Raw genomic sequence first — 24,681 nt, 5'->3', positions numbered from 1 at the left:
GATGGGAAAAATTCGCAAACTCGATGATCAACTCTCTAACTTAATTGCGGCAGGGGAAGTAGTAGAGCGCCCTGCCTCAGTCGTAAAAGAACTTGTGGAAAATTCTATCGATGCGAATAGTACATCTATTGAAATCCACTTAGAAGAAGCTGGTTTATCAAAAATTCGCATCATTGATAATGGAGATGGCATTGCCGAAGAAGATTGTATCGTTGCATTTGAACGCCACGCAACGAGCAAAATTAAAGATGAAAACGATCTGTTCCGTATAAGAACGCTCGGATTCCGCGGTGAGGCATTGCCAAGTATTGCCTCAGTTAGTGAATTGGAATTAATCACTAGCACAGGTGATGCGCCGGGTACCCACCTTATCATTAAAGGTGGAGACATTATAAAACAAGAAAAAACAGCGAGCCGAAAAGGAACGGATATTACAGTACAAAACTTATTCTTTAATACACCAGCGCGTCTTAAATATATGAAAACAATTCATACAGAGCTTGGGAATATTACAGATATCGTGTATCGTATTGCAATGTCACATCCAGAAGTATCGTTAAAACTGTTTCATAATGAAAAGAAATTGCTTCATACATCCGGAAATGGTGATGTAAGGCAAGTACTTGCATCAATTTATAGCATTCAAGTTGCCAAGAAGCTTATTCCAATTGAAGCTGAATCTTTAGATTTCACAATTAAAGGGTATGTAACATTACCAGAAGTAACGCGAGCGTCTCGTAACTATATGTCAACGATCGTAAATGGCCGTTACGTGCGAAATTTCGTATTAATGAAAGCAGTTCAGCAAGGATACCATACATTACTGCCAGTTGGACGATATCCAATCGGCTTCTTATCGATTGAAATGGACCCAATGCTTGTTGATGTTAACGTACATCCAGCAAAATTAGAAGTTCGATTTAGTAAAGAACAAGAATTGCTAAAGCTTATCGAAGAAACATTGCAAGCAGCATTCAAAAAAATACAGCTCATTCCAGATGCAGGCGTAACAACGAAGAAAAAAGAAAAAGACGAAAGTGTGCAAGAACAGTTCCAGTTTGAGCATACAAAGCCGAAAGAACCACAGATGCCAAACATCGTTTTACCGACTGACATGGATGAAAAACAAGAAGAACGAACAACTGTGAAACAACCAGCGCAGCTTTGGCAACCGGCGAAGCGAGAATGGCAACCACCACAGTCGCTCGTAAGAGAAGAGCAAAGTTGGCAGCCATCCTCTAAACCGATAATCGAAGAACCGATTCGAGAAGAGAAATCGTGGAACAGTAACGATGACGACTTTGAATTAGAGGAATTGGAAGAAGAGGTCGGGGAAATAAAAGAGATTGAAATGAACGGTAACGATTTACCACCGCTTTATCCAATTGGACAAATGCACGGAACATATATTTTCGCTCAAAATGATAATGGGTTATATATGATTGATCAACATGCCGCACAGGAACGTATTAATTATGAGTACTTCCGTGATAAAGTAGGACGAGTAGCGCAAGAAGTACAAGAACTACTTGTACCGTACCGTATTGACCTATCTCTTACTGAATTTTTACGTGTCGAAGAGCAACTAGAAGAACTTAAAAAAGTCGGCCTATTTTTGGAACAATTCGGCCATCAATCTTTTATTGTTCGCTCGCATCCAACGTGGTTCCCGAAAGGACAAGAAACAGAAATCATTGATGAGATGATGGAGCAAGTTGTCAAACTAAAAAAAGTTGATATTAAAAAGTTGCGTGAAGAAGCAGCCATTATGATGAGCTGTAAAGCATCTATCAAGGCAAATCAATATTTAACGAACGATCAAATATTTGCTTTACTTGAAGAACTTCGTACAACAACAAATCCATACACATGCCCGCACGGGAGACCGATTCTTGTACATCATTCTACTTATGAGTTGGAGAAGATGTTTAAGAGGGTTATGTAGGGATACTAAAATTAGATATTAAAAGGGAGCAACAGTAAATGTTGCTCCCTTTTAATATGTAGAGTTAATTGTTAAACGAAAATAAGGTGGATTGATTTTACAGTTTATTTCTAGACTAAGTAAGCTTTAATTTATCTATGTATAAAAAAGCGCCGTATATCAGCACTTTTTAAAGGTACGTAAATTGTATAATAAAGATTTCTACATTATTAAACATATAACTATGCATGGCCAAATATTGATTCTTATTTGGTTAATTGTTATAAGGATTTATAGGATTATTTGTTTTTATTATTATTATTATTAATTTTTTCAGTATATAAAACCTGCTCTTTATAATGCTTTTTAATTGGGAAGTTATGTGTACCTGTGCCGTTCTTGAATTTTTTATCAATGGGGTTCTTTAGAGGGACTGTTGTAGTTTCAGTAAATTCATATGGGTAATTTATTTTAGATTTATCTTCAAACATGAAAATGCCTCCTTTTTAGGATTTCCTGAATTCTTTACTATAACATGATATGCATATAGAGTTTTTTTGGACTAGTTATTTATATAGGTTAGAACAATTTAATTACATAACTACTGAAATATTTTAAAGGAAAACAATTTGAGAGAGGTATTGTAATGATAGCCGTTCACTATTATTGTTGTTTAAGTTATCGTGGTGTGTTTGAAATTCTGAAAGGACGTAGCATATTGGTCTATCTAATAACCATTATGTGGTGAGTTTTTTTATTTATCGGTGAAACAAACAATGCATATATATTCGTTATAGATTGTTTTTATAAGGTAATATATATATAGTTTTCCTGATAATATAATGCGGAATATTATAGTGTTATTAGGTTATTAGGAACACTTAATGTTGTTTCACAACTGAAAGCGAATTGAAAAAGAACTGAAACTTTTCTCATAAAAATTCAATCTTACTTGAAAAATGAAAGGAAAATGAAATTTTCCAAAAGAAATTCTTTGTTAAGATAAAAAGCATACATAAAAAAAGTATTGACATATCTTAAAAGTGTGTTTTCAAGATATAGTGGGGGAAAAGATGAGAATAGAAAAACAATTAATAAAAAAGATGTATTATGAAACATTCCTAATGGAGAATGAAACAAAACCACCTCTTGACGTACTTGGGGAAGTTTATGTAAACGAAGAAAAACATGAAATTTCCGATGGGTCTTATATTCGTTTTGCACAAGGTGAATTTTATTATCACCATCAAGATTTTGAATCAGCTATTTTCAAATGGGAGAAAGTTGGCAACGAACTAGCACCATGGGCACAAAAAAACATTGCGGATGCTTACTTTGAACTAAACCGACTATCAGTTGCTGAAGAGGTTTATACTTCCATTACTACTGATAACAAAATATTGATGACTGAAATTGGACTGCAATTACTTTCTCTTTACATCGAGCAAAATAATTTTGACTCAGCTTTCGCTGTAATTAAAGAGGCGGTTTCTTTAAATCCCGATTATCCGAATGTCACCAAAATTGCCCGTTCTTTTTATGAAGAACAGCAAGATTTTGATAGTGCAGTAGAGCTTGCTGTGAATGAGCTGGTTCGAACAGAATCTTATCCTTGGTTTGAGGTGCTAAAAGGGTATATCGATAAAGGATTTACTAAAAATATTTCACCAGACTATTTTCATGAAGTATTAGTTACATTAAATCATGTAGATCAAGTGCAATTTACACAAATTGTATCATCACTTTGGAACAGTTATAAAAATGAACAAAATTACTTATTATGGCTTAACACAATAAATGAGTTTTTCTTACATATCGAAATACATCCGTCCGATATATGGGACAAAATTTCTTCTCTTTACGAAGAAACGTATTTTGAATTAATTCAAGGCCAATATACGCTTAGACAATTACATGATATCATTCCAAATCTGTTAACAAATTGGTTAAAGGTAGTCAATTCTTCTTATGCTGTATTTCCATCAGCAGCTGTATTGGCATGGGATGAGATTTTCCCTTCCAAAATAGATGCAGCAAATATAAAAAATGCAGAAAACCTACTGTTGTATTCTATTAATCATGTGGATGGCTTAGAGTATGGTTTACATCTTTTTGAATCTATTACACAGTGGGCACAAAAGCATGATATAGAAATGGGTCACCGATTTAGATGGTTAGTTAGCGAACTTGCAGATTTAAGAACAAATCGTATTTTAGTAACGGGCACTTCAGGAAATGGAAAAACTGCATTTATTAACTCTATAGTAGGAGAAAATATATTAGAAAACTCAATTTCAAATGTAGTGGTTTTAAAAAATGATGCTCATACAGAAATTAACGCTATAACAGACTCAGCAATTACAACAACTGAGAATTTCTCTGATTACCATGATATGATGTCTTTACACCACCAAACGTATAGAGATAGAGCGTGTGTTGAATTTAAACTACCATGCAAATTTTTAAGTAAAAATAAACTTACATTTGTAGTTACACCTGGCTTTAATAGAAATAACGATACTAGAGATGAGATATTTGAATATCTGAATTCTGTGGACGAATTATTGTTCGTATTGAATGCGGATTCACCTTTTACTGACAAAGAACGTGACATTCTATTAAGTATTCAAGAACATACACCAAATCTACAAATTCATTTCTTATTAAATAAAATCGATAACATTTACAGTGAAGCAGAAGTAAAAAGAGTTTTACATGATACGCAAGTGAGAATAAACGCGTATTTCCCGCAAGCGAGACTTTTCCCTTACTCTTCGTTATATACAAGTAATCAACAACTAAATGATTTAACTGAGTTTATTCGTTTTAACTTTAACTATAAAAATATCGATGCAGATCGTACTGAAAAGCTATTGTTTTTCATTCGAAAAACAATTACATACCTTTTAGATAAACGCGTTGAGAAGGAAAACAATCTAGTGGATGCTATGAATTGGAATGAAGATATGTTAGTTAAATTAAATGGTAGTATTAATAACCTTACTGCTTTTGAGAGGGAAAAAATTCATATCATTACACAATCGTATCGTACAATGAAAACAGAAATTACGAATGATCTTACTGAACATATTCCGAAGCTACTGCAGAGTTGTTCTGATTTAATCAGTGAAGAAAGCGATTTTGGAAACATTGAAATGGAACTAAATACAGCAATGAACAAAAGAGTACACAAATATTTAGAACAAACTGTATTACCTAACTTTGCTCGTTCTATGCAAAATTGGATTGAAACTTCTAATAATGAGTTACTTCAAAGTCAATCGCACTTAGAAGAACTCAGTGAAGGACTTAATTCTTTATTTGGAGAAAATCGAATACAATTAGAATGTGACTTTAAAGTGCTTGATGACTGGCGCAGAGATACTGATAGAATGACGACTAGAATACAAATGGAAGAAGTAAATATTTTACGCCGATTTACGCCAGCGCAATTTTTACTGAAAAGTGCCGGTAAATTATTTGGGGTTCTTCCAAAGAATAGATCTATGCTATATAACAAATATAAACAGTATATAGAAAATGAAGATTATACAGAAGTAACGGCTTCTATTATGAAGAAATTTTTCTTGCAATTTGAGCTGTTTGAAAATACACAAGAGCGGGATATTAATATGTTCTTTAGAAATCCATTTAACTCCTTGAAACAAGCTGTAGAAAATACGCAGTTAGAAATACAAGAAAAACAAGAGATATTACATAAAATGAAATCAAATCCTGAAGTGTATCATGATTCTATAATGCTCTTTGAATTGAGATTACGTCAATGTGAAGTAATCTTAAATATAGGTGAGTATAATGCCTATACAGATTTAAATTTAGAAACAAGCATAGAATAAACGTAAAACAACTCCAAAAGTGGATTTTGGAGTTGTTTTTTTGTTTATATCCGTTGTTATAAGAAGGGAAAAAGGGAGCAACCGTAATGAGTTGCTCCCTTCGCATATATAGATTATTTTTCAGTTTCTTTAATTTTAGTTTTTACTTCGCCAGTTTTAATTTTATTACTTTCTGAGAAACGTAATAAATCGCCTTCAATAATTTTGTCAGACATACGTAATTCATTTTGTGCACGGTTAATGAGTGCTTGAGCTTCTTTTTTTGGTAAATCTACAATTTCACCTGTTATCCGGTCATAAAAAGTGTTGTTTTTGTATGCATATTTGTCTGTAACGAAGCTACCATCACGTAAAACAACAAATCCCGTATATTCATCTGAAAACATATCGTGACCAAAACGGATATCGTTCGTAGTATCAATCCCTAATAAATTTAGAATAGTAGGTTTCACATCAATTTGTCCAGTAGGCTTTGAAATCGTTTGACCTTTTGTTTGTCCAGGGATATGAATATATAAAGGTGTACGTTGTAAATGTAAAGTATCAAATTCTGTAATTTGATCTTTTTCTAAAAACTGCGCCATTGCGCGGTTATGTTTTTCAGAAATGCCATAATGATCACCGTATAATACAATAATAGAATCATCATAAAGCCCCTCGGCCTTTAAACGCTCAATAAAGTTTTTAATGGATTCGTCTAAGTAACGTGATGTTACGATGTAACGATCAAATACGCCATTACCAGAGTTATATGGTTCAATGAATTTTGTGTCTTCATCATACGTAAATGGATAATGGTTTGTTAAAGTAAGGAAACGAGCGTAAAATGGTTGATCAATCGTTTTTAATATATCTACTGATTGATCAAAGTATTCTATATCTTTTAATCCCCAATTTAAATTTGTTTCGGGCGTGATTTTGTAATCAAGTTCATTATAGTAACGATCATAACCAAGAGCTGAGTACATAATGTTACGATTCCAAAATGTTGCGTTATTCGCATGGAATACAGAAGTGAAATAACCTTGTTCACGTAAAATTTCTGGAGTTGCAGTATAATCATTGTTTCCGTGTGTGAAGAATACAGCTCCACGGTTTAATGGATACAACGATGTATCTATTAGAAATTCAGAATCGGATGTTTTTCCTTGTCCAGTTTGGTGGAAAAAGTTATCAAAGTAATAGCTTTCATTTATGAATTCATTCAAGAAAGGTGTAACTTCTTGACCATTGACGGATGCTCCTATTAAAAAGGTTTGCAAGGATTCAAGAGTAACGACAATTACATTTTTTCCTTTCGCTGCGCCAAACATATTAGGATTTGGTTCACTTTGGGTTGCTTTTACGTAGTTTTCAGTTTCTTGTAATTTACTACTATCAGCAAGTGCCTTTTGTGATCCTGCTTTTACTTGCAGCGTTAAATCATATATTTGGTGAGTGTATAGTCCTAAATTTTTGACAAGCATTACTCGGTCGAAGGATCTCGTTAATAATTCAGGGCGTTCTTTTTCTGCAAGATGCAGATTTGCAGAAAATACAGCAATTGTTAAGACGAAATATAGTAAGCGTGTAGAATGTGCTACACGTTCTGTTTTAAAGACCAATGTCTTCTTTTTTAATAAAATAAAGAAGAAAATAATGTCTACGAATGCGAGTATAATTTTGTAGTTCAATATTTCTATAATACTACCGCCTAATTGGCCAAAGTTTGATGTTTGTCCGAGTACTGGTAACGTAACGAAATCACTATAAAAATCATAGAACATTACATTTCCGACAAGTACGATCGTTAATAAGAAATTAATACATAGCGCTATATAATTGCGCTTTTCACCAGTTGCAAATAATGCTAATCCCACAAATGCTAACGATGCAGCGAGAGGACTAATAAACAAAATAAGCTCTTGTGTAGAAGACTCAATTTTTAAATCAAAACTGAATCGCGTAATAAGATATGTTTTTAACCATACTGCTAAAGCAATTATGATAACAAAGCTTATATTTTGCATTTGTAAATTTATTTTATTCTTCATTTTTACACCTTCTTTATAAAATTTATTTAACTAAGGTTATATGTTATATTTTTATAACTATTATAGTAGGGTGAACCATTTAAATGATGTTTTCTAATGGTAATAATTTGCAGTGTTCCTATACATACAATGGGGAATTTAAATGCGAAGCAGAAAAAGTCATATTTGTAGTGAAAGTGACTTATAGACATCCTAACATATTAAACACTATGATGATGTTACAAAATATCGAACAAATGAAAGTGAAAAGGAATAGACGCTTTTTAAACTATTGACATTCAATGAGTTGGAATTTGAATAAAAGGTGAGTTTAAAGTAAACGGTTATATGAATGAGTAGAAAACTACATTCTACATAGAATGTAGTTTTTCATATATTCTGTAAAATCATGCTTCTTTGTAGGATAATCATTTCATTAAGTAAAGTGGTGGTGAAACGTAAAACGTTTGACTAGTAGTGTAATGAAAGAGTTCACATATCAGATAAATATTTTCCAACATATAGACCACTTGCAGCTGCTTGAGATAATGAATGAGTAACACCTGAACAATCTCCAACTAAAAATAGCCCATTCATACTTGTTTCAAAATGGTTATTGATTTTTATCGTAGGGGCATAGAACTTTCCATCTATTCCATATAATAAAGTATCTTTATCGATAGGTTCTTGGATAAAATGTTCTAAGCGTAATAAAAATTCTTTGAGTCCTTCAATATATAATGGAGGAATTTCTTTATGCAAATCTCCATAATCTCCGTGTAGTGTAGGTTGTATACGATTATGTTTCATATCTTTTTCCATTGTAGGTTGTTTCTTTAATAAGTCCTCTAAGCGCTGTATAACAATCCGATCTCGTCCTTGATTAATGCCTTTAATAATTGAGTTTGCATATATATTGGCGTCTTTAAGAGTTGGGAAATAGCGCGGGATAAACAAAGTGAAATTTAAGTTAGGAGTGCCAGTTCCTTGCTCTCGAAAATTTTGACCGTCAGGCATAACTAAACCTTCTTCGTACTTTCGAATAATGCGTCCTTTTGGATTCATACAGTAAGTAGTTGCTGTGAAATTTTCACCTTGATAAGAAAGTTTCGTTTCAAAAGTATCTTTTAATATAGAACGTAATTGATGTTCTTTCATTTCTACTCTAATCCCTAAGTCTACACGTGTTTGTTCCTGAGAAATATTTAGAGAAGTGCACATTTCTTTTAACCAATCTGCCCCAGAGCGCCCCGTTGCAAATACGAGTTGCTTAGATTGAACTGTTCCTTGATTTGTAGTTATATTAAAATGATCTTTCTGTTTCATAATATGCTCTACATCTATATGAAATTGGATATTTATTTTCGTAAGTAAAAATTCATAGAGTTGCTGAAAAATGGTACTGGAAATTGTAGTACCAAGATGCCTTACTTCTGTTGTTAACATTTGTAAACCACAAGTTGCAGCTTTCTTAGTGAGATTTACATTTTCTGTAGAATATTTTGAAACTGAATTTCCACCAAACTGACATAGAATTTCATCTACTTCAGCCATGAGTTGCATAAAACCTTCTTTACCTACTTTTTGTTCGAGTTCTCCTCCAAATCCATTTGTATAATTAAATTTTCCTTCAGACTTTCCTAAGCCACCAAAACCGAAATATTTATCACATATGTTACAGTCACACGTTTTTCCTTGATCTAAAGGACAATTTCGATGTTCTAGCGGTTTACCTTTATCAAGAATTAAAATGTTTTTGTTACTTTTGGCTAATGAATAAGCCATAAAAATGCTACTTACTCCAGCGCCGATAATTGTAACATCATACATATTCTTTCACCTGCTAACGAATAGTTTGTTTACTATTTTCCTAGTGTATAACACTTTTATGAAGTTAAGAAATAGCTTTTATGAATAAAGAAAAAGTTTTTGAACTTTATACTTTTTCAATTTCTCTAAGTGGTGGATGAAGTATAAATGTTTTTATTTGAACGGAGATATCGTTTTAAATAATCACTTTTTCATATGATTCATAAAAGTCTACATATAAAAAGAACGGACCTTTTCAGTAAAAAGGTCTGTTCATCATTTGAAAAAGTTGTTAAGTGCATAAATTAGAAGGGAAGTATAGTTTTATTTAGCGAAGGCATGGTTACCGATTACTGCTACTGTTTGACGTGTCGTAATCCATTTGTCTGTTGATGTTTTTGGGTTGTAGAAATAAAGCCAATCAGAATGTATTCCCTTTGTGGAGATAGCCTCTTCTACAGCCATTTTTGCTTCAGCGCTTGCAGGCTGATTAATTCTTCCATCTGTAACAGGAGTAAATGCATATCCGTATTTAATAGGTTCATAAATAACGCCTGTTATTGTATTTGGAAACCCTTTTGCATTTACTCGATTTAGGATAACTTTTGCTACAGCTACTTTTCCTTTATATGATTCGCCACCAGCTTCAGCGGTAACTAAGCGTGCCATTAAGTCTTTTTCTTTTTCGGAAATACTGGAATTAATTTTCAAATGTTGCCCTGTATAAAGTTTGTTACCGATTGTGTTGTTAATTTGTTTTATAGATTGAACGGTTACGTTGTAGCGCTTTGCTATCGTTTCTAATGAATCTCCCGGTTGTACTTGGTAAATAATTTGTCCAGAAGTGTTCGTAGTTTTTTCGTTTTGATGAACTGTAACCTCATTTGATTTCATAGATCCTGGAATATGTAACTGTTCTCCAATAAAAGCTTGATCGTTTCCTTTATTATTCGCTTGTTTAATGGCTTGTATGGAAACTCCATATTGTTTACTAATGCCCCAAAGTGTATCATTCTTTTTTACTGTATGAATGGTGGAAGCTTCAGCTGTACTTTGATTACATACGAATGTAAGTGCTACTGCAGATAAAGGAATTATATGTTTTAGTTTTAATAATTTCATTGTAAATCCTCCTAATAAAGTAAGGTATAACTGTTGCATAATGTAATTCAGAATATGGGAATATAAATATTTTAATGTAAGTATATTAGCACATATAAAATAAATAATCATTATAAGTTTTTTATTTACATCCATATAGGATTCAAATATGAAATATTGCATATGAAAATACATTGAAGTTCATATTGCTGCTTACTATAATCTATTTAGTAGAAAGGTAATATGTTATAGAAATAAAATCATTATAGATTAATATAATGATTATTAATTGTTATGAATTAGGAGGATTTATGTAATGAAAATGTTTCAAAGAGTAGGTGTTTCAGCTGTGATCGTCTCAACATTTTTAGGAATAGGGGACAGTGTTAATATTGTAACTGCTGATTCTATAGAACAGCAGAGTAAATTAGGGATAGAACAAGAAACAGATAAACAAATCATTGTAAAATTCAGTGCAGATTTGAAATTACCATATGAAGATGGTATTGAAAAACAGATACAATCTGAAACGAACGATAAAGTATTAGAAGATTTTTTGGCAGAATATTCAGATGTAACATTTACTCGTCTATTCACATCTGTAAGTCCGGAAGAAATACAAAATCTTGAAGTGAAAGCACCTAATAATGTATCTACAAGCCTATTAAACTACTATATTCTTCAAACCAAAAATGATGGGCGTGAAGAAACACTAGTAGATAAGTTAAAAGCATCTTCTTTAATAGAAGATATGTATATGAAGAAACAAGAAAAAATAATACCGCCTGAAGTGAAACAATTAAGTGTATCTCTTACTCCTAATAATAATCCTAGATTTAATAAACAAGGTTATCTTGAAGCAGCACCATACGGTATTAATGCACCCTTCGCCTGGGGCGTTCAAGGCGGTAATGGAAATGATGTAACCTTTGTTGATATGGAATATGGTTGGTTATTAAATCATGAGGATTTAGTACATCGAAATATTGAATTGATGTCTGGAAGAAATATAGATCAACATGTCGGTCATGGGACGTCTGTACTAGGAATTGTATCATCTGAAGATAATGAAGTAGGGAATATTGGGATTGCACCAAAAGCGAAAGCAAAAGTGATTTCTCAAATAAGAGATAACGGACAGTATAATACAGCTGATGCAATATTAAGTGCTGTAAATCATTTAGAAGCTGGGGATGTTTTATTATTAGAGGCACAAGCTTCTTTTGATGGATATGGTGATAAATATTTACCTGTTGAAGTACAACCAGATATCTTTGATGCAATTCGTGCGGGTACAGATAAGGGTGTTGTAATTATAGAGGCTGGAGCAAATGGTTGGAATGATTTAGATCAATTTAAAGATAGAAATGGTAAACAAGTTTTAAATCGTAATAGTAAAGATTTTAAAGATTCGGGTGCAATTATGGTAGGAGCGGGTTCTTCATCTTTCCCTCATGAACGTATGTGGTTTTCGAATTATGGAAGCCGTATTGATGTGTATGGCTGGGGAGAAAACGTAGATACAACTACAGCTGAGCAAAGTAGAAGTGCTGTAAATCTTTATACATCCAGCTTTAGTGGCACGTCTAGTGCTTCGCCTATTATTGCTGGAGCAGCGACTTTAGTACAAAGTATTGCTAAAGAAAATGTAGGACAACCATATAGACCAAGTGAATTGAGAACGATATTAAGTAACCATAACACTGGAACGAAGTCTAAAGATCCATATTCAGATAAAATTGGTGTTTTACCGGATTTGAAGTCTATCCTAGTAAATTTAGGGTATGAACGAAGAGAACTAAACGGTGGGAATGAGTTACAAGTAACAGAAAATGAACCAAATAATGAACCTAAACAGGCAAATAAAATTAACTTTCATACACCAATGAAAGGGACACTACATAATCGTGATAACGTAGATGTATTTACTTTCCAAATTGACTCGCCAGAAACTATTAATATCTCTCTACTAAATGAAAAAAATATTGGAATGACATGGGTACTTCATCATGAATCGGATGTAAATAACTATGTAGCATATGGTGAAAATGAAGGAAATGTAGTTAAAGGAACCTATAATGCAAAGCCAGGTAAATATTATTTATATGTCTATAAGTATGAGAATAAAGATGGTTCATATGTATTAAATATAAAATAATCGAAAGGAACTTCAGATGAAGTTCCTTTCGATTATTTTAATTCAGGATACGTGAATGTTTTTTTACTTTATCTCGCAATTTGTCGGCAGTAAGAATTCCACCGCGTATTCGTCCGATTAGTTAAACGTTACTTCTATGCAATATTTCATATTTATGAAATGTCATTTATTTTTTACTCACCAGATTATATTATATTCAATAAGTTTGATGTAAAACAGAAAAGGGAGGAATAATAATGAACAATAAGAAGTTTATTTTGAAGTTATTCATATGTAGTATGGTACTTAGCGCCTTTGTATTTGCTTTCAATGATAAGAAAACCGTTGCAGCTAGCTCTATTAATGAGCTTGAAAATTGGTCTAGATGGATGAAACCTATAAATGATGACATACCGTTAGCACGAATTTCAATTCCAGGAACACATGATAGTGGAACGTTCAAGTTGCAAAATCCGATAAAGCAAGTGTGGGGAATGACGCAAGAATATGATTTTCGTTATCAAATGGATCATGGAGCTAGAATTTTTGATATAAGAGGGCGTTTAACAGATGATAATACGATAGTTCTTCATCATGGGCCATTATATCTTTATGTAACACTGCACGAATTTATAAACGAAGCGAAACAATTTTTAAAAGATAATCCAAGTGAAACGATTATTATGTCTTTAAAAAAAGAGTATGAGGATATGAAAGGGGCGGAAAGCTCATTTAGTAGTACGTTTGAGAAAAATTATTTTCGTGATCCAATCTTTTTAAAAACAGAAGGGAATATAAAGCTTGGAGATGCTCGTGGGAAAATTGTATTACTAAAACGATATAGTGGTAGTAATGAATCTGGGGGATATAATAATTTCTATTGGCCAGACAATGAGACGTTTACCTCAACTATAAATCAAAATGTAAATGTCACAGTACAAGATAAATATAAAGTGAGTTATGATGAGAAAGTAAACGCTATTAAAGATACATTAAATGAAACGATTAACAATAGTGAAGATGTTAATCATCTATATATTAATTTTACAAGCTTGTCTTCTGGTGGTACAGCATGGAATAGTCCATATTATTATGCGTCCTACATAAATCCTGAAATTGCAAATTATATGAAGCAAAAGAATCCTACGAGAGTGGGCTGGATAATACAAGATTATATAAATGAAAAATGGTCACCATTACTTTATCAAGAAGTTATAAGAGCGAATAAGTCACTTGTAAAATAGTAAATATGGTCATAGTAAGAAGCGGTGAAATACGTCGCTTCTTAATTGAAAAGACAGTTTTTCTTGTAAATGGAACAATTTTCGAGCTATCGCAATCAATGTTTCATTATGAAAAGACGAAACTTTTAAATCGAATTCATTTCAAGTGAAAAATGAATACAAATAACCTTTTGAAAAAGCGACTGATCTAGGTGATTAGTTGCTTTTTATTTTGAAGTGGATGAGCAAAAAAACATAAAAGTGGTTGGTCCGTTTTTTACAAACATCCATTATGATAAGAGAAGAAAGGTAGTATTTTTTTGATGCTTTAAAGAGGAAGTTTTTTATTGAAGTTCTTAATTAAAATAGACTAGCCTTAGAGAGGTGAAAATACAATGAGTTTTGCAATTTCACTAGTAGTTATTATTGTAATTGTATCGCTGTTTGGGACCGTACTAGTTGCACGAAATGTGGAGGAGAATTACGGCAAGTCTACAAAGAGAAATGTGAAAAACTTATCGACTATCTATATTATCCTTCTTTTCGTTCTACTTGTTGGGGTAACGTGGTATGCGGTAGTGATTTAATAACTTTTTAAAGGAACACATTCATATTGTGTATGATGGAGGAGTAGTACTTTGATAAAAAATGAGCGCCACGTTTTAATTGTTTTTCCGCATCCAGATGATGAATCATATTGCGTGGCTGGAACAATTTTAGCTTATGCTCAGCAGAATGTTCCTCTTACGTATGTTTGTTTAACGCTTGGCGAAATGGGGAGAGCGATGGGAAACCCTCCTTTTGCAACACGTGAATCATTATATGCTATAAGAGAGAAAGAACTAAAGAGCGCAACTAATATTTTAGGGATTAAAGATTTACGTATGATGGGATATCGTGATAAGACGCTTGAATTTGAAACTCCTGGAGAATTAAGAAGTGTAATACAAAATTGTGTGGAAGAATTGAATCCTTCGTTAGTCATTTCTTTTTATCCGGGATATGCAGTTCATCCAGATCATAATGCAACAGGAGAAGCAGTAGCCAGGGCGTTAGCTAATATTCCGGAAAATAAGAGGCCAACATTTTATGCTGTAGCTTTTTCAAATAATCATGAAGCAGAAATAGGGCCACCAAGTTTTAAAAATGGAGTAAAAGAATATGTTCCAAAAAAGTTGGACGCATTGCAAGCACATGCATCACAATTTGCGACTAAGGTAGCGGAACTGAAAAGAGAGTATGAAGATGGTGTTCCGGAAACAGTCGAGTGGTTAGAGAGAGAACCGTTTTGGATATACCCGTTCAAAGATAAAAATAAGTGATGCTATAGCTGAAGGTGATGAATATGTATTTTGAATATAAGAATCGAAAGGTTTTTTATAATATAGAAGGAACGGGTCCCGTCATATTGTTTTTACACGGTCTTGGAGGAAACGCAAATAATTGGTTATATCAAAGGCGATATTTCAAGGGGAATTGGACAGTGATTTCAATAGATTTACCTGGGCATGGGAAATCTGAAGGACTAGAAATTAACTTTAAAGAATACGCAAATGTTTTGTATGAGTTATGCAATTATTTAAAGCTACAAAAAGTAGTCATTTGTGGTCTTTCAAAAGGGGCTAGAGTAGGAATTGATTTTGCTATACAATATCCAAGCTTTGTTTCTAGCTTAATTGTTGTAAATGCATTTCCTTATTTGGAACTAAAGGATCGTAAAGAGCGACTTGAAGTATATGATTTACTTAGCTTACAGGATAACGGAAAAACATGGGCGGATACATTATTGAAGGCGATGGGAGTAGCAGATAATGAAGGGATTGTCCGGGGATTTTATCAATCTTTACAGTCTATTAACCCATTGCATATTCAAAGATTATTTGCTGAATTAGTTGATTATGATCAGAGACCGTTTCTTGCAAATGTTTCATGTCCTGTTTTAATAATAAGAGGGGGAAATGATGATTTTGTCCCTGAGAAATATGTAAGAGAGTTTGAAATACATTTAAAAAATACGACTTTCATTGAGTTTGAAAATAGTGGACATTTACCTTATTTAGAGCAGCCAACTAGCTTTAATATGACGGTAGAAACATTTTTAAATCATGCGCTTAATTAATACGATTGTTACAGTAAATACTGTTATTAATGAGTAAAGGATAGTTCGTTTTGAGAGGAGGGAACTAGATGGAATGGAAACCAAATCGTGCAGATAAGACACCCGTATATAAACAAATTGCTGATTATATTGAAAGGGGTATTTCTTCAGGTGAATTTCCTTCTGATAGCAAGTTACCTTCTGAGCGTATGCTAGCAAAGGAATTACAAGTGAACCGGAGCACAATAGTAGCTGCATATGAAGAGTTAAAATCACTTGGAGTAGTAGAACGGCAAAAAGGAAGCGGAACTCGGGTGAATACAGACATATGGGGTGTGTCACATAAACGAATACCGAACTGGGGGAGGTACGTTGAGGATGGATCGTTCTTACCTAACGTACCACTTGTTCAACAAATTCGAACGGAAACACAAAAAGATGACTTAATTAATTTAGCGAGTGGAGAATTGTCACCAGAATTAATTCCGAGCGATAGATTTCGAACGATTTTGTCGGAGAAAACATTTATGGAAAACCTCGGTTATGACCATCCACTTGGAAATGAGATGTTGAGAAAAACAATTGCAGTACATGTTCAGCAATACAAACAAATTGAATCAGAATCAAGCTCGATTCTGATTACATCTGGAGCACAACAGGCACTTAATCTTATCGTTCAATGCTTATTAAAACCGGGCGATGCCATTGCAATTGAAGATCCTTCGTATTGTTTCTCGCTTCCCATGTTTAAATCGGCCGGTTTAAATATATTCCATTTACCTGTTGATGAGCATGGAATGAATCCAGATGACTTAATCGATTTGCACAAAAAGCATCGTATTCGTATGGTGTTTTTGAATCCGGATTATCAAAATCCGACGGGCACTGTGCTTTCGTTAGCGAGGCGTAAAAAGATTTTAGAACTGTCTTCTGAATTCGGTATACCGATTGTAGAGGATGATCCATATAGTTTAACTTCTTTTAATGGAGAAGTGAATCCAACATTAAAATCAATGGATCAGAATGGGAATGTTCTTTATATAAGTTCATTATCAAAAATTGTTGCGTCAGGATTACGTATTGGCTGGGTAATTGGTCCTACGCGCGTAATAGAACGTTTAGCAGATGCGAAGCAACAAGTTGATTTTGGTCATAGTGTATTTACACAGTGGGTAGCAAATCAATTTTTAGAATCAGAAGATTTTCATACGCATATTACAATGCTTCGTGGACAATTGAAACAAAGAAGAGATGAGTTAATTAGAAAGCTTGAAGAAATATTAGGGGACCGCGTTGAATTTTTTGTTCCAGAGGGTGGAATACATGTATGGTGCAAAGTACAAGGAACGTTTGATGAATATCATTTATTAGGTGAATCTATACGGAATGGTGTAGCATTTGTCCCTGGAAGTGTTTTAGGTTCTAAAAGTGAATATATTCGTTTTACTTTTGGGAGAGTAAATGTAGAACAAATCCAACTTGGAATTACGAGGTTTGCGGAAACGCTAAACGAAATTTCATAATAGTGATGCGTAATATTGGAATGAGGGGAAGAAATGAAGTATGTGACGCTTTTACTTCAAGTAGGCGTGCTATATGTGTTTAGCTTAGCTGGTACGTGGATTCAGGGAATATTCCATCTATCGATGCCAGGAAGTTTAATAGGAATGTTAATGCTGTTTCTACTCCTTTCTACTCGTATTTTTCCATTAAAGTGGTTTGAGTTAGGGGCAGAAAAGTTAATCGTATTTTTACCGTTATTTTTAATTCCTTCGACAACAGGATTAATGGAATATGGATCTTTTCTTTTAAGTAAAGGAAGTATTATATTCCTTTTAGTTGTTGCAAGTACGGTAGTAACATTGATTGTTTCAGGGTATGTAAGTCAATTATTAGTAACATTCAAAAAATAAAATCGACAAGGTGCACGATTCAAATGGTCTTAATACTTATTACTGTAGTCATATATTTATTTGCGACAAAGCTGTATAAAAAATATACGTTTCCATTTATGTTACCAGTATTAACAGTTACAGCAACTATGATTTGCTTATTTCTGATGTTTGGCATTTCTCATCATGAGTATAAGGAAAATGGTGGGGACGTTCTTTCAGGCTTTTTGAGTCCTGCAATTGTAGCGTTAGCCATACCTCTATTTAAAGAACGAAAGATACTTATGAAAAACTTTTTATCGATACTTATTGGCGTATTGATAGGTATAGTGGCTTTAACGAGTATGAATGTAGTGATTGGTGGGATTTTGAATATAGATAAGGAATTTATACTAACAACTCTTCCGCAATTAGCGACAATGCCAATTGCCATTTCATTAGCGGATCAAATTGGTGGTATTCCAACTATGACTTCTAGTTTTGTAGTTGTTGCAGGAATAACAGGTGCTATTATCGGACCGACAGTACTTAAGTTTTTCCGGATAACAAGTACGATTGGAAAAGGAGTGGGGATGGGTTGCGCATCACATATTATCGGTGTGAGTCGACTCGTGAAGGAAGGCGAGAAAGAAGCGACTATCGGTTCAGTAACGATGATTGTAACAGGAATACTCATTAGTATATTAATACCTTATGGAACGAAATTTATATTTTAAAAGTTGTAATAAGAAGTATAATGCTACTTATTTTAAAATGTATGGAGATGATAAAAGTGACAACATGGTTTATAGTTACATTATTTATTTTTGGTGCCATTAAAGTTCTAGTTTCTAGTATGCCAACTTCTGTTGTAGAATCCATTATTAGTAGATTTGAATTACATCAAAAACTTGATGAAGAACATACGACTGTATCGCTAGATGGAAAGAATATAGAGGGCGAAATGAAACTGCAAGTTATAAATGATTTTAACGAGGCTTTATTTTTAGATAAACATTATTTTCCGCCACAAGGTGAAGGCACGCCGATAATCATTGAAACGAAAAAAGGAAAAAGAGTAATTACGTTATCGATATATAGTTATGAAGAACATGTTGATGTAATAAGGCAATATAAGAAGAAAGTTGTTGCCTATCGTTTACGTTCTAAAAGTCTTCAAACGTTTGCACCATTAGCAGTAACTGAAGAGTATGCTTAAGAAGAGACCTATAATGGTCTCTTTATTTTTGTATCCAATTATATACTTTCCAAATAAAAGAAAGGAACACCATATAACCAAATAAAGAATATGTATGGTTCCAGTCTGCACTATGTATAAATAAACCTAAACCTTCAGCAACTTGTTCAAAAATGCTAGCACAAATACCTATGGAAATAATAAATATAGTTCTAGAAACGGCAGATAATGTTTTTGAAATTTGTATGAAAATGATTGTTAAAATCGGTAGTACAAACAACGTAAAGCCAATGTTAACTGAAAATATGGATGGGAAGGGCCTAACTGGAAAGAAATATATGTGCTTATGGACAAAGAAAGCATCTAAGTAAGTTCCGATAATTGAAGAGAGTAAGATTGTAACTGTTAATGCTAGAAAATTATTCTTCTTCTCGAAGGAGGACATTTTTCTTTGCGAGAATTGCCAGTTCAATTTTTTCGAGTGTTTTGCAGTAGTCTTCTGTAATTTTTCCATTCATATTTTCCTCCTTATCCACTAAGTAATTTACAACTTGCCAGTCCGTAAACCAATCTTCACTTTCAACTTCTTCATGCTTCATATCTCGCCATGCATAGATGAGTGCAGGGCTGTATATACGATATGCGCCACTACGCAACTGGCATTTCTTTATTCGGCGTTTATAAAACTCACGGGAAAAAGATTCATTTACACTTGAAAATAAATGAGGCCAGTAATCTTTCCTTGAGCCTGTATGTGGATGATGCTCGGCCCAATATATGATTTGAGATAAAATATGTGTATCTCGAAATAATAATGAATACAACCTTTTTCCAATTAAGATTCGTTCATGCAAGGAAGTAAAATGTTTCATTGTATCGCCAATTAATAAAGTTTTTTGATTTGTATTATTTTCGTAGAAAGGGAAAAGGATATGATTAAACTGAAAGAAATCAAAGAGTTTAAATCCGATACTATTGAGTACGGTCTTTTGAAAGTGTGCATTTTGAATCACTCTTTTTTCTAAGTAGTTTTGCTCATTAATAATAGTTGCGATTGCTAATGTTTTTTTGTTCCCAGTTTTCCAAAAATCGTTCCACATCGTTTCCATAAATGTAGAAACATTTAGGTGAGGGAGAAGATGAAATAGCTTTTTTGCTTTTTTAACACTTTGTTCATAAAGTAAAAATTGAGGATATACATCTTGAAAAATGAGCCAATTCCCTCTTTCTAAAAAAGAAAAAAATGTAATTTGATCTTTCTCTGATAAAAGTTTCGTATATAAGTCTCCTTTTAAATCAGTCATATTCCAACCACCGTTACGTGATACCATATGTCCAAGTAGTGCCCAATGTATTTCTGGATATCGAATGTAAAATTGGTAGTACGCGCGTGTTCTCGTAACATTATTTTTATTTAGTTGTTCTGTCTGTATTTTTATATTGTTGATGATGAATTGCTCTTCTTTCGTTAATGTATACATGGTGTCAGAATGAATGAGTTTGCTTTTTTGTTTCAATTCATTTTTTACATCAAATAGGGAGAGAGGCAGTGCTTTGGAAGGTCCGTTATATGTATGATTTGAATTGCTTCGGTCCATTCCGTTACCTCCCTTTTTCATAAGTTTAAACGTGATTATTGGCTATGAATCATTCTATTTATCCCGCTATTTGCCGGGCAGTAAGATCCCCACCTCAAAATTCAGCGGAAGCAAAGAAGTTCAGTGGAGGTCGGGCTGTCCCCCCACTAAATAAAGTTTCACTTTATTTTATTACGAGTATAAGAAATAAATGAGCGGTGTTTTTTACAAGGAATTTATTTATCATGCAAATAGTATAAAAAATCTTACCGTTATGAAGCGAAATAAAAAACAGAAACTATGCTTAATAGTTTCTGTTTTTTTATTTTGTCAATTTAATGTAACAAATGACAATTATGATTTGAATCAATTGAAAATAATTCAATAGCTTTTAATAAATACAATTTTTATGAAATGTACAGCAGGAGGAAAAGAAATGCTTAATAAAATAATTTTAATTACTGGTGGTACAGGTTCGTGGGGACATGAACTTATAAAACAATTATTAGAAAAATCACCGAAAGAAATTAGAGTTTTTTCAAGGAATGAAACGGTTCAGTTTGAAATGCAGCAACAGTTTATAAATGAAACTAGATTAAAATTTATCATTGGAGATATTCGTGATAAAGACCAACTCGTCTATGCTTGCCAAGATGTACATTATGTATTCCATCTTGCAGCTTTAAAACATGTTCCAGTATGTGAGTATTATCCTTATGAAGCTATAAAAACAAATATACATGGTACGCAAAATGTAATTGAAGCATCTATCCAGATGCAAGTTGAGAAAGTTATATATGTTTCAACAGATAAAGCAGCGGATCCATCAAATACGTATGGGATGACAAAAGCAATTGGTGAAAAATTAATGGTTCATGCGAATGTGCAAACGCAGAAAACAAAATTCATTTGTGTTCGTGGTGGAAATGTTTTAGGGACGAGCGGAAGTGTAGTGCCGCTTTTTAAAAAGCAAATTAAGAAGTCTTCACAAATAGGAATTACCGATGTAAATATGACTAGATTTTTCTTAACGATTGAAGATGCTGTTCGGTTGTTATTTAAAGCAGCATTTGACGGAAGAGGAGGGGAAATCTTTGTCATGAAAATGCCGGCATGTAAAATTACAGATTTAGCAAAGGTGTTGATCGAAGATTCGAAAAAAGAATACGTGAAGATAAAAGAAGTAGGGATAAGGCCAGGTGAAAAATTAAGTGAAATGCTTTTATCTGAAGTAGAGAGTAAAACAAGTATAAGTTTTGATCAAAATTATTTTGTGGTACTACCGACTATTCCTATAGAGGGACTTCAAGAATATTATGCTAGTTATCCGCTTGTGGATGTGAAGAGTTTTAGTTCTCAACAAGACTTACTTGCAAAAGATGAGGTGAAACAAATGCTATTAAAGGGAGGATTTCTACGATGAAAAAAAATGCAAGCCTTTTAATAACTGGTGCAAATGGTTTCACAGGTAGACATGCTTGCCAATATTTTTTAGAGCAGGGCTTTCATGTAATTCCTATGTTTCAAAACCGTCCACATAGAGAAAACATCGGAAATAGTATTACTTGTGATTTAACTAATAAGAGCGAAGTAATGAAGGTAATGAAACAAATAAAACCAGACTATGTATTGCATTTAGCAGGAAGAAATTCAGTTATAGAGTCTTGGACAGCTTCTCTTGAATACATGGAGATTAATGTAATAGGGACTTTGTATTTATTAGAAGCGATTAAGCAGGAAGCTTCGCATTGTAAAACATTAGTTATAGGATCTGCATTGCAAGCAGATAGTATGAATAACATAAAAGTTTCAAATCCATATAGTTTAAGTAAAACGATGCAAGTCATTATTGCAGAGGCTTGGGGCGGATTAATGGATTCAAATATTATCATTGCAAAGCCCTCAAACTTAATTGGTCCAGGAGAATCGAATGGCATTTGTTCGATTCTCGCAAAAAAAATGATAGATATAGAATCGGGTAGGAGTAAAGCGATTATTGAAGTAAGCAGTTTGAAAGATAGTAGGGATTTTCTAGATGTACGTGATGCGGTTAAAGCGTATCATGTGTTATTACGTAATGGTATAAATGGGAAACAATATAATATTGGATCAGGAGTGAGACGATCTTTATTAGATGTACTAGAACAATATAAAAGATTAACACAGCTCCATTTTACTATAAAAGAAACAGAGAATAGTGGAAGCAGCTCAAATGAGAGCTTAGTAATAGAGGATATAAAAAAGTTAGGTTGGATCCCAGAAATTCAATTTCATCAATCATTAAAAGATGTACTTGAATATGCGAAGTGCAGTGACATCTGCATGCAATGAAAAATAAAAAAGGGTGTAAGAAGTATATGAATGTGAATGGTTATGAAGCAATAAATAATCAAAATACACTATTTCTTTCGATTGTCGATACGCTGGATTGGAAAGATGAAGAAGCGCATGTTTTGCACATCTATGAGGCGATAAATAAATGTCGAGCATACGTGGAAAAGGTTAATCGGAAAAATCCAGCAGTAGAGACGGGAATTAGGCCTGTAATCCAAGTCTTTACTCAGTGTGAATGTAGTGAGTATGGAAATGATTTTTATGAACTCATCAAAGATCTTTTGCAAGATATAGGATTTGAGTTAAATATTTATATAAATAATAGTAAGTTTACTTACATGTAATAGATTGATATAAAGCAAGATTTTTAATGATAAAGGTGGATATAAGTTATGAATAAAAAGATTCTCTTTACTGGGGGCGGTACAGCAGGACACGTTATGATTAATATGGTATTGATTCCTAAATTTATGGAAAAAGGATGGGGAGTTGAGTATATTGGATCTCAAAATGGAATTGAAAAGTTATTAGTTCAAAATGTTAAGTACAATAGTATTTCAACGGGGAAGCTTCGGAGATATTGGGATTGGGAGAACTTTAAAGATCCTTTTAAAATTATAAAAGGCTGCTTACAAAGTTATAAATTAATTAAGAAAGTGAAGCCAGACGTTATCTTTTCGGCAGGAGGATTTGTTTCAGTTCCTGTAGTTATAGGGGCATGGTTAAATCATGTACCAATCGTAATACGTGAGCCAGACAGTACGTTAGGGTTAGCAAATAAAATAGCATTGCCTTTTGCTACAAAACTATGCACAACATTTCCTCATACAGGGGAGAATGTAAGTAACGAGAAAAAAGTTTATGTAGGACCAATTGTAAGGGAAGAAATTGAGAGAGGTAGCGTATTACGAGGAAGAAGTTATTGTGAATTTCAGCAAGATAAGCCAGTATTGTTAATTATGGGTGGGAGTCAAGGGGCTAAGTGGATAAATGATATGGTAAGGAAAAGTTTAGATACATTATTATTAAGTTTTAATATTGTTCATATGTGCGGTAAAGGAAAGGTAGATTCATCTATTGGCATGGAAGGTTATATGCAATTTGAATATATAGGGGAAGAATTGCCGCATATATTGAATATGGCAAGTGTTGTCGTTTCCAGAGCGGGTTCTACTGCTATTTCTGAATTGTTATTTTTGAAGAAACCGATGTTGCTTATCCCGTTAACTAACGGTTCCAGTAGAGGGGATCAAGTTTTAAATGCTGACTATTTTTCTAGGCAAGGGTATGCGGAAGTTTTACTTCAAGACAGAGCAAGTAATAGTGCATTTACACATGCAGTAAACCGGCTATATGCAAATAAGGAGAGATATGTTCAAAACATGAATGGATATAAGAAAACAAATGATGAGGGGATTCATCAATTAATAGATTTAATAAATGAAGTGGTGAAATAATAGAAAGTTAAATAGAAAAACAAAAGGAAAGAAGGTATCTTCTTTCCTTTTGTTTTTCAAATTCATTATTATGTAGCCTATTA

Annotated in this window: 21 protein-coding genes and 2 pseudogenes; 17 read left to right on the top strand and 6 right to left on the bottom strand. The window is 33.2% G+C overall.

Annotation, left to right across the window (positions count from 1 at the left end):
* Window position 1: 1 nt before the first annotated feature.
* Entirely contained in the window at window positions 2-1,945 is a 1,944-nt protein-coding gene (mutL, locus tag BTOYO_RS05020; RefSeq protein WP_000516451.1) for a DNA mismatch repair endonuclease MutL, read from the top strand.
* 278 nt (window positions 1,946-2,223) lie between these two features.
* Here mutL and BTOYO_RS05015 read toward each other — a convergent pair whose 3' ends face one another.
* Window positions 2,224-2,415, bottom strand: coding sequence for a hypothetical protein (locus BTOYO_RS05015; RefSeq protein ID WP_000461140.1), 192 nt, complete (start codon window positions 2,413-2,415; stop codon window positions 2,224-2,226).
* Window positions 2,416-2,528: 113 nt separating this feature from the next.
* On the opposite strand from BTOYO_RS05015, the pseudogene BTOYO_RS27925 reads away from it, so the two are divergent.
* Window positions 2,529-2,666: pseudogene (locus tag BTOYO_RS27925) on the top strand (IS6 family transposase); the annotation flags it as partial.
* 331 nt (window positions 2,667-2,997) lie between these two features.
* Window positions 2,998-5,781 (top strand): dynamin family protein, encoded by a 2,784-nt coding sequence (locus BTOYO_RS05010; RefSeq protein ID WP_001217641.1) that lies wholly within the window; start codon window positions 2,998-3,000, stop codon window positions 5,779-5,781.
* Between the two features lie 113 nt (window positions 5,782-5,894).
* Here the strand turns inward: BTOYO_RS05010 and BTOYO_RS05005 are convergent, their stop codons facing one another.
* The 3 genes from BTOYO_RS05005 to BTOYO_RS04990 form a co-directional block, all read right to left on the bottom strand.
* Window positions 5,895-7,814: an LTA synthase family protein gene (locus BTOYO_RS05005; protein ID WP_000791016.1), complete on the bottom strand. Its 1,920-nt coding sequence runs from the start codon at window positions 7,812-7,814 to the stop codon at window positions 5,895-5,897.
* Between the two features lie 471 nt (window positions 7,815-8,285).
* The gene (locus BTOYO_RS04995) at window positions 8,286-9,623 is read right to left on the bottom strand and encodes an NAD(FAD)-utilizing dehydrogenase (protein WP_000272424.1); all 1,338 of its coding nucleotides are present in this window, start codon (window positions 9,621-9,623) and stop codon (window positions 8,286-8,288) included.
* A 303-nt stretch (window positions 9,624-9,926) separates the two neighbouring features.
* On the bottom strand, window positions 9,927-10,724 hold the full coding sequence (locus tag BTOYO_RS04990) for a cell wall hydrolase (RefSeq protein ID WP_000771179.1): 798 nt from the start codon (window positions 10,722-10,724) through the stop codon (window positions 9,927-9,929).
* 295 nt (window positions 10,725-11,019) lie between these two features.
* On the opposite strand from BTOYO_RS04990, the gene BTOYO_RS04985 reads away from it, so the two are divergent.
* The 10 genes and pseudogenes from BTOYO_RS04985 (at window position 11,020) to BTOYO_RS04945 (ending at window position 19,251) form a co-directional block, all read left to right on the top strand.
* Window positions 11,020-12,861, top strand: a complete 1,842-nt coding sequence (locus BTOYO_RS04985) for a S8 family peptidase (RefSeq protein ID WP_000781569.1) — start codon at window positions 11,020-11,022, stop codon at window positions 12,859-12,861.
* Window positions 12,862-13,097: 236 nt separating this feature from the next.
* The gene (locus BTOYO_RS04980; RefSeq protein ID WP_001060370.1) at window positions 13,098-14,084 is read left to right on the top strand and encodes a phosphatidylinositol-specific phospholipase C; all 987 of its coding nucleotides are present in this window, start codon (window positions 13,098-13,100) and stop codon (window positions 14,082-14,084) included.
* Between the two features lie 38 nt (window positions 14,085-14,122).
* Window positions 14,123-14,233 (top strand): annotated as a pseudogene (locus BTOYO_RS25955) (GntR family transcriptional regulator); the annotation flags it as partial.
* 225 nt (window positions 14,234-14,458) lie between these two features.
* Window positions 14,459-14,650 (top strand): hypothetical protein, encoded by a 192-nt coding sequence (locus tag BTOYO_RS04975; protein WP_000006467.1) that lies wholly within the window; start codon window positions 14,459-14,461, stop codon window positions 14,648-14,650.
* A 54-nt stretch (window positions 14,651-14,704) separates the two neighbouring features.
* Complete coding sequence (bshB2, locus tag BTOYO_RS04970) at window positions 14,705-15,385, top strand: bacillithiol biosynthesis deacetylase BshB2 (RefSeq protein WP_033657348.1); 681 nt, start codon at window positions 14,705-14,707, stop codon at window positions 15,383-15,385.
* Between the two features lie 23 nt (window positions 15,386-15,408).
* Complete coding sequence (locus BTOYO_RS04965) at window positions 15,409-16,182, top strand: alpha/beta fold hydrolase (RefSeq protein WP_000273479.1); 774 nt, start codon at window positions 15,409-15,411, stop codon at window positions 16,180-16,182.
* Between the two features lie 68 nt (window positions 16,183-16,250).
* Window positions 16,251-17,684: a MocR-like pyridoxine biosynthesis transcription factor PdxR gene (gene pdxR / locus BTOYO_RS04960; RefSeq protein WP_000454969.1), complete on the top strand. Its 1,434-nt coding sequence runs from the start codon at window positions 16,251-16,253 to the stop codon at window positions 17,682-17,684.
* A gap of 33 nt (window positions 17,685-17,717) precedes the next feature.
* Window positions 17,718-18,074: a CidA/LrgA family holin-like protein gene (locus tag BTOYO_RS04955; RefSeq protein ID WP_000878481.1), complete on the top strand. Its 357-nt coding sequence runs from the start codon at window positions 17,718-17,720 to the stop codon at window positions 18,072-18,074.
* Window positions 18,075-18,097: 23 nt separating this feature from the next.
* Window positions 18,098-18,769 (top strand): LrgB family protein, encoded by a 672-nt coding sequence (locus BTOYO_RS04950; RefSeq protein WP_000242990.1) that lies wholly within the window; start codon window positions 18,098-18,100, stop codon window positions 18,767-18,769.
* Window positions 18,770-18,825: 56 nt separating this feature from the next.
* Entirely contained in the window at window positions 18,826-19,251 is a 426-nt protein-coding gene (locus BTOYO_RS04945; RefSeq protein WP_000214609.1) for a YfmQ family protein, read from the top strand.
* Window positions 19,252-19,273: 22 nt separating this feature from the next.
* On the opposite strand, the gene BTOYO_RS25950 is transcribed toward BTOYO_RS04945, so the two are convergent.
* Both BTOYO_RS25950 and BTOYO_RS04935 read right to left on the bottom strand, forming a co-directional pair.
* Complete coding sequence (locus BTOYO_RS25950; RefSeq protein ID WP_033661972.1) at window positions 19,274-19,675, bottom strand: CBO0543 family protein; 402 nt, start codon at window positions 19,673-19,675, stop codon at window positions 19,274-19,276.
* On the bottom strand, window positions 19,650-20,828 hold the full coding sequence (locus tag BTOYO_RS04935) for a DUF2515 domain-containing protein (protein ID WP_000376155.1): 1,179 nt from the start codon (window positions 20,826-20,828) through the stop codon (window positions 19,650-19,652). Before BTOYO_RS04935 ends, BTOYO_RS25950 begins: the two co-directional genes overlap by 26 nt.
* 415 nt (window positions 20,829-21,243) lie before the next feature.
* Between BTOYO_RS04935 and BTOYO_RS04930 the strand changes: the two genes are divergently transcribed.
* From BTOYO_RS04930 to BTOYO_RS04915, 4 genes are read left to right on the top strand one after another with little or no spacing between them, the layout of a single operon-like run.
* Window positions 21,244-22,230, top strand: a complete 987-nt coding sequence (locus BTOYO_RS04930; RefSeq protein WP_000932618.1) for a UDP-N-acetylglucosamine 4,6-dehydratase family protein — start codon at window positions 21,244-21,246, stop codon at window positions 22,228-22,230.
* Window positions 22,227-23,138, top strand: coding sequence for an SDR family oxidoreductase (locus BTOYO_RS04925; RefSeq protein WP_000739099.1), 912 nt, complete (start codon window positions 22,227-22,229; stop codon window positions 23,136-23,138). The genes BTOYO_RS04930 and BTOYO_RS04925 overlap by 4 nt, the downstream gene beginning before the upstream one ends.
* On the top strand, window positions 23,135-23,485 hold the full coding sequence (locus BTOYO_RS04920; RefSeq protein WP_002093408.1) for a DUF6572 domain-containing protein: 351 nt from the start codon (window positions 23,135-23,137) through the stop codon (window positions 23,483-23,485). Before BTOYO_RS04925 ends, BTOYO_RS04920 begins: the two co-directional genes overlap by 4 nt.
* 48 nt (window positions 23,486-23,533) lie before the next feature.
* Window positions 23,534-24,598: an undecaprenyldiphospho-muramoylpentapeptide beta-N-acetylglucosaminyltransferase gene (locus BTOYO_RS04915; protein WP_001035077.1), complete on the top strand. Its 1,065-nt coding sequence runs from the start codon at window positions 23,534-23,536 to the stop codon at window positions 24,596-24,598.
* Window positions 24,599-24,681 lie beyond the last annotated feature (83 nt).

This window comes from Bacillus toyonensis BCT-7112 (assembly GCF_000496285.1).
In the GTDB taxonomy this organism is placed as follows: domain Bacteria; phylum Bacillota; class Bacilli; order Bacillales; family Bacillaceae_G; genus Bacillus_A; species Bacillus_A toyonensis.
This window is presented reverse-complemented; position numbering and strand designations above follow the sequence as displayed.